This window comes from Gemmatimonas sp. (assembly GCF_027531815.1).
GTDB lineage: Bacteria > Gemmatimonadota > Gemmatimonadetes > Gemmatimonadales > Gemmatimonadaceae > Gemmatimonas.
The window spans coordinates 236,587-244,398 of the sequence record NZ_JAPZSK010000017.1 but is presented as its reverse complement, the minus strand read 5'-3'; the positions used below and the strand labels follow the sequence as shown (position 1 = coordinate 244,398).

General features: G+C 67.0%; 6 protein-coding genes. 3 read left to right on the top strand and 3 right to left on the bottom strand.

Annotation, left to right across the window (positions count from 1 at the left end; translation table 11 throughout):
- Positions 1 to 319: 319 nt before the first annotated feature.
- Together O9271_RS17935 and O9271_RS17930 are read right to left on the bottom strand one after the other, a co-directional pair.
- Positions 320 to 781, bottom strand: coding sequence for a hypothetical protein (locus O9271_RS17935; protein WP_298272804.1), 462 nt, complete (start codon positions 779 to 781; stop codon positions 320 to 322).
- A 217-nt stretch (positions 782 to 998) separates the two neighbouring features.
- Positions 999 to 2,258, bottom strand: a complete 1,260-nt coding sequence (locus O9271_RS17930; RefSeq protein WP_298272801.1) for a hypothetical protein — start codon at positions 2,256 to 2,258, stop codon at positions 999 to 1,001.
- A gap of 600 nt (positions 2,259 to 2,858) precedes the next feature.
- Here O9271_RS17930 and O9271_RS17925 point away from each other — a divergent pair.
- Together O9271_RS17925 and O9271_RS17920 are read left to right on the top strand one after the other, a co-directional pair.
- Positions 2,859 to 4,259 carry a cytochrome c gene (locus tag O9271_RS17925; RefSeq protein WP_298272799.1) on the top strand — a complete coding sequence of 467 codons (1,401 nt, stop codon included), beginning with the start codon at positions 2,859 to 2,861 and terminating at the stop codon, positions 4,257 to 4,259.
- A 29-nt stretch (positions 4,260 to 4,288) separates the two neighbouring features.
- Positions 4,289 to 5,104: a hypothetical protein gene (locus tag O9271_RS17920; protein ID WP_298272796.1), complete on the top strand. Its 816-nt coding sequence runs from the start codon at positions 4,289 to 4,291 to the stop codon at positions 5,102 to 5,104.
- An 11-nt stretch (positions 5,105 to 5,115) separates the two neighbouring features.
- On the opposite strand, the gene O9271_RS17915 is transcribed toward O9271_RS17920, so the two are convergent.
- Positions 5,116 to 5,784, bottom strand: coding sequence for a hypothetical protein (locus O9271_RS17915; protein ID WP_298272794.1), 669 nt, complete (start codon positions 5,782 to 5,784; stop codon positions 5,116 to 5,118).
- Between the two features lie 90 nt (positions 5,785 to 5,874).
- On the opposite strand from O9271_RS17915, the gene O9271_RS17910 reads away from it, so the two are divergent.
- Complete coding sequence (locus O9271_RS17910; RefSeq protein WP_298272792.1) at positions 5,875 to 7,809, top strand: pyrroloquinoline quinone-dependent dehydrogenase; 1,935 nt, start codon at positions 5,875 to 5,877, stop codon at positions 7,807 to 7,809.
- Positions 7,810 to 7,812: the final 3 nt, after the last annotated feature.

Below are 7,812 nucleotides of genomic sequence, written 5' to 3'. Positions count from 1 at the left end.
GTGAGGACAAGGCCGAAGACTGCGCCTGCGACCGCGCCAGCGACAACCAAGCCAACCTGCAGAATGCGCCGTGTGCGCAGGGCATGACCAAAGATGCGCATGAGTCGTTCGGGTAGTGATCTGCATAACGCGGGCTTCTGTAGCGGGCGATTCAACAAGATGCGAGCGCAGCGAGCTACCGCGCTGCCCGCCTGCAGCAAGCATCGTTTGCCAAGGTCGCATCGTTCGCTGGTGGTCGCGCTACCGGCACTTCGGCCTTACCTACCCGACGCGCTACGACGGCACCGCAAGACCAGCCCGCGCGGATCGCCCAGATTGGCTACCGCGCCTCAGCACCGGTCGGGGGCACCGGCAACCGAGTACGCTTGCGGGGACATTCGGTGAGAATCTGACGCGCCGTACCAACACCGGCGTTCAGCGTACGATCCTCGGGCGCGCGTGACAGCCGCGCCCACACATGGACACTGTCAGGGCCGACGCGCAGGATCGTCTTCAGCGCCTCGATGCTCCCTGTCCCGTCTGCTTGGCGAACCCATCGGCGCCCTACGACTCGCGCGTCTACCGGCTCGACCTCCGGCCATGCTTGAAAGCCCGAGCGCTCCGCCACGCGCTGGATACACTCGGCCGTGGCGAGCGAATCGAGTCGGCGCACCTCAAGAGCGACCGCCGAGGTCGTGTCTCGGACGAGGAGCGGTGGTCGCACCACAGCTTCGTGAGACAACGACGGCGCGACGCTGCGGAGCGCGCCAACGATCCCGAGCAACAGCACTGTCTTGGTCATTGCGGCCTCCATGGTTGAAACGTCTGTCCCAATCCTTACCGCCTACCCTTCATGCCGCCACACTGGCTAACGCCTGGCTTCTGCAGCGGGCGATCACATCATCGCGAGCGCAGCGAGCTTCCGAAAACGCCCGTCTGCAGCAAGCACCGTTAGGCCGACTGCGCCGGGACACTGCCCGCGAGTCGCCTTCGCCAATGCAGTATCACAGTCACGCCAATCAGGGCTGGCGGGAGATGCTCCAGCGCCTCAGATGCGGGACGTCGTCCGAGTCCCTCCACACCCCCAGGATCTCGCGCGTGCTAACCCGCAGGACATGAATGCGCGGTGGTAGCACGACGCGTGCGAGCGCTATGCCAGTGCTGTCGTACACGAAGAACTGACGGGGGTCGTTCTCGAGGACCCACGCGTCTTCTACCCACAGGCCACCGTCGGCACCTACCAGAAGGCGCGAAGCGAGCGTATGCGACTTCGCATACCGCCAGCCTTTCACCATCTGTTGCACGTCGGCCTTGGCAGACGCAGGGCGACCACTTTTCTCCACGGCATCGAGCACCTCACTTTCCAACCGTACCCGGTCTTCGTCGGTGACGGGGCGTGGTGTCCGCGCGCTGCGGATACGCCGCACCATGCCCTTCGCGCCGTACTCCACGATCTCCGCCGTCTCATTGGTCGCCACAAACGTACGACGACCATCGGAGGCGACGATCGTGTTGTGGCCGAACCGCAGCGGATGCTCGTCGGCCCGCGTCTCCCCATCTTCGGTGCTGTTGGCGCGATAGGCTTCGCCATCGGGCACCACGGCGATCGTATCGACATCGGCGGGTGGAACTCCGGTGTCCGCGCCGGTCGAAGGAACGACGCGATACGCCACGATTGCGAATGGTGTCCGATACACGGAATCGCGATTTTCCGTCGCCTCCACCCACGGCTGGCGTAGCGATCCAAGCAGTCGTCCGTCCATCAGCTGCATATTGATGCGGACCGACGAGCCATCCTCGAAGCGCGGAAAGAGGACCTGACGCGCGAAATGCCCATTCGGTCCGAACACCGACACGCGCCGATTGTTGGCATCAACAAAAGCCAGTGAGTCACCCGCAAGCATTTGTAGTCGACTGACGTAGCCTACCTCGCCGGGACCGCGGCCCGGTCGGCTCAGCACTCGCTCGAACGCGCCGCTCGCCGCAAAGGCCTTGATGTCCCGCTGCTGCTGATCGGCAACGTAGAAGCCGCCGTCGGCACGCTGCACCGCGTCGAGAATCCTCGCGAACTGCGTGTCTGTCGCGTCGCCGCGCAGCTCTTGCAGCGGCGTGCTGTCGAGCGTCCACTCGGGGAGAGCCGCCATGTACGCGGCCGAGTGTTCTACGATCGACACGCCGGCGCTATCGCGAGCCGTCTTGCCCGTATCGGATCGCTCGGCGGTACCAGTGCAGGCGTGCAAGGCCAGCATGAACAAGAAACAGCCAGATCGTCGGATCATTGCGCGAAGGGGAAGTGTGAACAGCTCGAGTGGATTGCCGTGAGCTTAGTGGCCGCCTCTAGGCAGTTTGCAACTGCATCAGACTCAGCAATGAAACGCATCTAGCCTGCGCTAGCCGCCAGCTTAATCCCTGGTTAGCGGCCTAACGCTGATTAGGCTGCAGGCGATCACTGCAGACCACGGATTATGCAGCGCATTTCCGCAGTCTAATCCCGCGCACCGACCGTCGACGCCAATGGGATATCACCCAATGCATCAACGACTTGCCCCAGTGGCCAAGGCATCGACGCCACCGCGTTAGGCTGCAGATAATGCAGTCTAACGTTCAGTCGCGCCGAGAGACCCGCAAGAGGCACGCACCGCCACGCCGAGTCATCGAATGGCGCGGCGGGACAACACGCATGCGGGTATCGAACGAGCGGCGCCCCACTCCCCGAGTGAAGGCGCCGCTCTTCTGTATTCCTGCGCGCGACTATACCGCCATCAGCCCCACGCGGACCGCACCGTTCCTACCGCCGCCAGCGGCGCCCGCCCCCGGTTCCCTTGCCCCGCCGCCCCACGCGCGCCATGCTATCCGCCACCCGTCCCCGGAGAAACCTCATGGAGCCGACCGGTCCGTCACCACGGAAGCCGCTTCCGCGACGCTGGCGTCGTTCCCTCGCGTTCTCGTGTGCCGCCGCCCTCATCCTCACCGCGGCGCGAACGGGCACGCCGGCCGCACGCTCCGAACCCGGCACGCACTCGGCGCCACGCCGCGCCGCCGACTCGGCGCGCATCAGCTTCACCCGCGACGTCGCCCCCGTCCTGCAGAAGAACTGCCAGGTGTGCCACTCGCCGGGCGGGATCGGGCCCATGCCCCTCCTCACCTACGAACACGCCCGCCGCCACGGCCCGCTCATCAAGCAGGTCGTGCAGGCGCGCGAGATGCCGCCCTATCAGTACGACACCCACATCGGCATCCAGAAACTCCAGCACGACTGGCGCCTCTCCGATCGCGACATCGCGACGATTCTTCGGTGGGTCGACGAAGGCATGCCGGAAGGCGACCCGGCCGATATGCCCCCCGCACCCAAACTACCGGAACCGGGGCAATACCAGCTCGCCGCGCAGTACGGCCCGCCCGACCTGGTCATCAAGGCGGCCAAGTACTCCGTGCCGGCCGTGGGCCAGGACCGCTGGTGGCGCCCCGCCGTGCCCAGCGGCCTCACCACCGACCGCTGCATCAAGGCCATCGAAACCAAGCCCACGGTCGCCGGACGCAGCGTCACGCACCACGCCAACTCCACGTTCGTGCCGGGCAACGTCACGACGGAGCCGGATGCCGTCGGTGGCGGCGGTCCGGGGAGCGTACGCCTCTCCGAATACGCACTCGGCAAGATCGGCGAAATCGTACCAGCCGACGCCTGCCGCATCGCGCCGGCGGGCTCCAACGTGCTCTTCGACATTCACTACTTCCCCAATGGGAAGGCTGTCGCAGACGACCAGCTCGAGGTCGGGATCTGGTTCCACGGGCCCGAGGTCACCCCGCAAACGCGGCATCGGCAAACGCTGGGTCTCTATGCGCTGCAGAGCGGCTCGGGTGACTTCGAAATCGAGCCGCACGGCACCCTCGTCACGCAGGGCATGCACCGGTTCAACACGCCCGTGCGCATCGATTCGTGGCAGCCGCATGGGCATCTGCGTCTGGTCGCCAAACGGCTCGAGGTGCTGTATCCCGACGGTCGACGCGAAACGCTGAGCATGGTGTCGAACTGGAACCCGGGATGGCACCACAGCCACGTGTACGCCGAAGACGCAGCGCCGCTCCTGCCGGCGGGCTCCGTGATCATCAACACCGCGTGGTACGACAACACCGACAAGAACCCCGCCAATCCCGATCCCGATCAATGGGTAGGCATCGGTGATCGCACCACCGACGAAATGAGCCACGCGTGGATCGCGGTGACGCAACTCGATGAGGCGTCGTATCAGCGGCTGCTCGCGCAGCGGGCCAAGAAGTGAAGTTCGCGCTCGTCGCCGTCGCCTGTTGCGTGGCCGTGCCGCTTTCGGTCGTACCGCTTTCGGCGCAACCGCAGCCCGGCGCGCGATACCCCCTCGGGCCGAGCGCACCCTCCGGCGCCGGCGTGGCGCCGTACTTCGACGGGTGGTACGCCAATCCCGATGGCAGCATCACGCTCTCGTACGGATTCATGAATCGCAACGCGAGCGGCGCGGTGGATATTCCCATCGGTCCGGACAATCGCATCGAGCCGGCGCAGTTCAATGGTTTGCAGCCGACCCATTTCCCAGTCGTGCGCTATGGCGCGTTTGGCGGCCGGCGCGAACGCGGGGTGTTCGCCATTCGGGTGCCGACGGGGCACAAGGGTGACGTCGTATGGACGTTGCGACACGGCGGGGTGACCTACACCGTACCCGGCCGCGCGACGAGTGAGTACTACAAGCTCTCCTACACACCGCAGGCTGCCGGGTCGATGATGCCGGTGGTGCGCTTCGCCGCCGACGGCCCCGCGTCCGCGGGCCGCGAGGGCGTGACCACCGGGCCACTCATGGTCGCGATGGGCACCCCGCTCACGATCCGCGTGTGGATGGAGGATCGCGGCGAACGGAAGCCGATCCCGTTGAACATGCTCTGGTTCAAGCACCAGGGGCCCGGCGATGTATCCTTCGAGCCGCGCACGGCCACCACGGCGCCCGGAGGCGGCGAGGCCACGACGGCGGTGCGCTTCAGTGCCCCCGGCGAGTACATGCTGCGGGTACGCGTGGACAACTTCGGCATCACCGACAGTGCGCCGGGGCAGCAGTGCTGCTGGACGAACGGCTACGTGCGGGTGAAGGTCAGCGGCTGATCAAGTGCCGTTCAGCGGCTGACCTGCGGCGGAACGCCAGGCATGCTGATGTGCATCGATGGCCCGTGCAACGACTCGCAGTAGGGGAGCAACGTGGTGGTGCCCACCACCATCCCAGGCACGCGAATGGGCAGCTGCGTGCCCTTGTGTCCGCGCTGACCGGGGCGCGTGGACTCCTCGATCATCGCGAGCGATTCGCGCACCCAGTGATCGCGCAGCGTCATCAGCTGGGCGCGCTGCGGCGTGGTCAGCAGCCCCAGCGCGTCGCGCCGCGCGCGCAGCAGCGCCGTGAGCCACGACGATTCCGCGGCGGCCAGTGCATTCATCGCGTCGTGCAGCCCTGACGACCTGGTGGGCGCCGCCGCTGATTCGCGCGGCAGCGGCACGGAGTCGGCGAGGAGCGCGGACATCTGGTCGCGCCCCGTTGCGGTGCGCTCCACGTACACGACTTCCGCCTCGCACACCGCGCGCCGCAGTCGCTGCAGCCCGGCCACCTGCGACTCGCCCAGCGCGAGATAGCCGGTGTGATACAGGATCAGGTGCGGACCGCCCAGCACGAGCTCGAGGCGCGCATCGGGGGCCGGTGCGCTGGCAGCATGCTCATGCGCTTGCGCGGCCAGCGTCGAGGGCGAGGCCATCGGCGCCACGAGCAGCGCCACGAGGAGCACGACGATCACCATGCGGCGGAATCTGCATTCCCTAGCGGATACGGCAACGGCACGGCACGTTCTCGCGACCGCCGAATCACCTTCTCTCCCTTGGAGCCTCTGATGGGACGGCATTTTCCCCTCGCCCTGCTGGCGCTCTCCGCTGCCGCGAGTGCGGTCGCGCCGGCGACCGCGCGTGCACAGCGCGGCGCCGGCGCCGAGTGGCCCATTTACGGTGGCGACGCGGGGCACACCCGATACTCGTCGCTGAGTCAGATCGACGCGTCGAACGCGGCTTCGCTCGAAGTGGCGTGGCGATGGAGCGCCCGGAACCAGGGGCCCAACCCGGCCGCCGCCAGTCAGACGACGCCCATCTTCGTGAAAGGGCGGCTCTACGCCACCGCCGGCATGCACCGCAATGTGGTCGCCATCGATCCGGCCACGGGCGAAACCATCTGGATGTATCGCTTCGACGAGCGTGACCGGCTTGCCAAGGCGCCGCGCGTGAACTCGGGACGCGGTGTGTCGTACTGGTCCGACGGCAAGGGCGACGACCGCCTCTACGTGGTCACCCCCGGGTACCATCTCATCGCCCTCGACGCACACAACGGCCGGCCGATCCCCGGCTTCGGACGCAACGGCGTCGTGGACCTGCAGCAGAATCTCCGCGTTCGCGAAGGCGTGTCGGTGGACGGCTCGATTGGCGCGAGTTCGCCGGCGGCTGTGATCGGCAATGTGCTGGTGGTGGGCGCGGCGCTGCACGTGGGCATGCAGCCGCCGTCGAAGGTGAACACGCCGGGCGACATTCGCGGCTTCGATGCGCGCACGGGGCGTTTGCTGTGGACGTTCCACACCATCCCGGAGCCCGGCGAGTTCGGAAACGACAGCTGGCTCGAGAAGTCGTGGGCCTACACCGGTAACAGCGCCGCGTGGGCGCAGATCTCCTGGGATGCGCAGCTTGGCTACGTCTATCTGCCCACCGAAGCGGCAACCGGCGACTACTACGGTGGTCACCGGCCGGGCAACAACCTCTTCTCCACGAGCATCGTGGCGCTCGACGCGCGTACAGGCAAACGCGTGTGGCACTTCCAGACCATCCACCACGACATCTGGGACTGGGACAACACCACCGCGCCCATCCTCGCCGACCTCACCGTCGAGGGAAAGCCACGAAGAATCCTGGCCCAGCTCACCAAGCAGGGCTTCGTCTTCGTGCTCGATCGCGTGACCGGTACACCCATCTGGCCCATCGAGGAGCGGGCCGTGCCCAAGGGCGACGTACCCGGCGAGTGGTACAGTCCCACGCAGCCATTCCCCACGAAGCCCGCGCCCTTCGAGCGACAGGGCTTCAGCGAGGACGACCTGCTCGACTTCACGCCGGAGATTCGCGCGCGCGCGCGGGAAATCGCGCGCCAGTACCGCTGGGGGCCGCTCTACACCCCGCCCTCATTGGCGGGCGCCACCGACGGCACGCGCGGCACGCTCTCGCTCCCGGCCTCGACAGGGGGCGCCAACTGGGAAGGCGGCGCGCTCGACCCCGAGACGGGCTACCTGTATGTGCCGTCGGTGACGGCGCCGTCGTTCCTCGCCCTGCTGCCCGGTGGCAAAGTCTCGGACATGAACTATATCGCGGGCGGCCGTGGCGGTCAGCTCGCGCCCGGCGTGCCGTTCGTGAAGCCGCCCTGGGGGCGCATCACCGCGATCGACCTGACGACGGGCAACCATGCGTGGATGGTGCCCAACGGCGATACGCCGGCGTATGTCGCCGAGCGACTCAAGCTGCCGCCGGCCAGCATTCCCAACACGGGTCGCACGTCGCGCGCCGGACTGCTGGTGACGCGCACGCTGCTCTTCGCCGGCGAAGGCACGAACGGCAGCGGCAATTTATGGGTGCTCGACAAGCGCACCGGGGCGCGCATTACGCGACTCGATATTCCGAGCGGCACGCAGACGGGCATTCCGATGACGTACCTGCACGACGGGCGGCAGTACGTGGTTTTTGCGACGACCGCGGGCGGGCAGGCGTCGGAGATTGTGGCGTATGCGTTGCCGCGGTAGCGC

Excerpts from the sequence above, each read along its gene's own strand:
- O9271_RS17930 (WP_298272801.1), bottom strand. The coding sequence starts at position 2,258 with ATGATCCGACGATCTGGCTGTTTCTTGTTCATGCTGGCCTTGCACGCC.
- O9271_RS17925 (WP_298272799.1), top strand. The coding sequence starts at position 2,859 with ATGGAGCCGACCGGTCCGTCACCACGGAAGCCGCTTCCGCGACGCTGG.
- O9271_RS17910 (WP_298272792.1), top strand. The coding sequence starts at position 5,875 with ATGGGACGGCATTTTCCCCTCGCCCTGCTGGCGCTCTCCGCTGCCGCG.
- O9271_RS17935 (WP_298272804.1), bottom strand. The coding sequence starts at position 781 with ATGACCAAGACAGTGCTGTTGCTCGGGATCGTTGGCGCGCTCCGCAGC.
- O9271_RS17915 (WP_298272794.1), bottom strand. The coding sequence starts at position 5,784 with ATGGTGATCGTCGTGCTCCTCGTGGCGCTGCTCGTGGCGCCGATGGCC.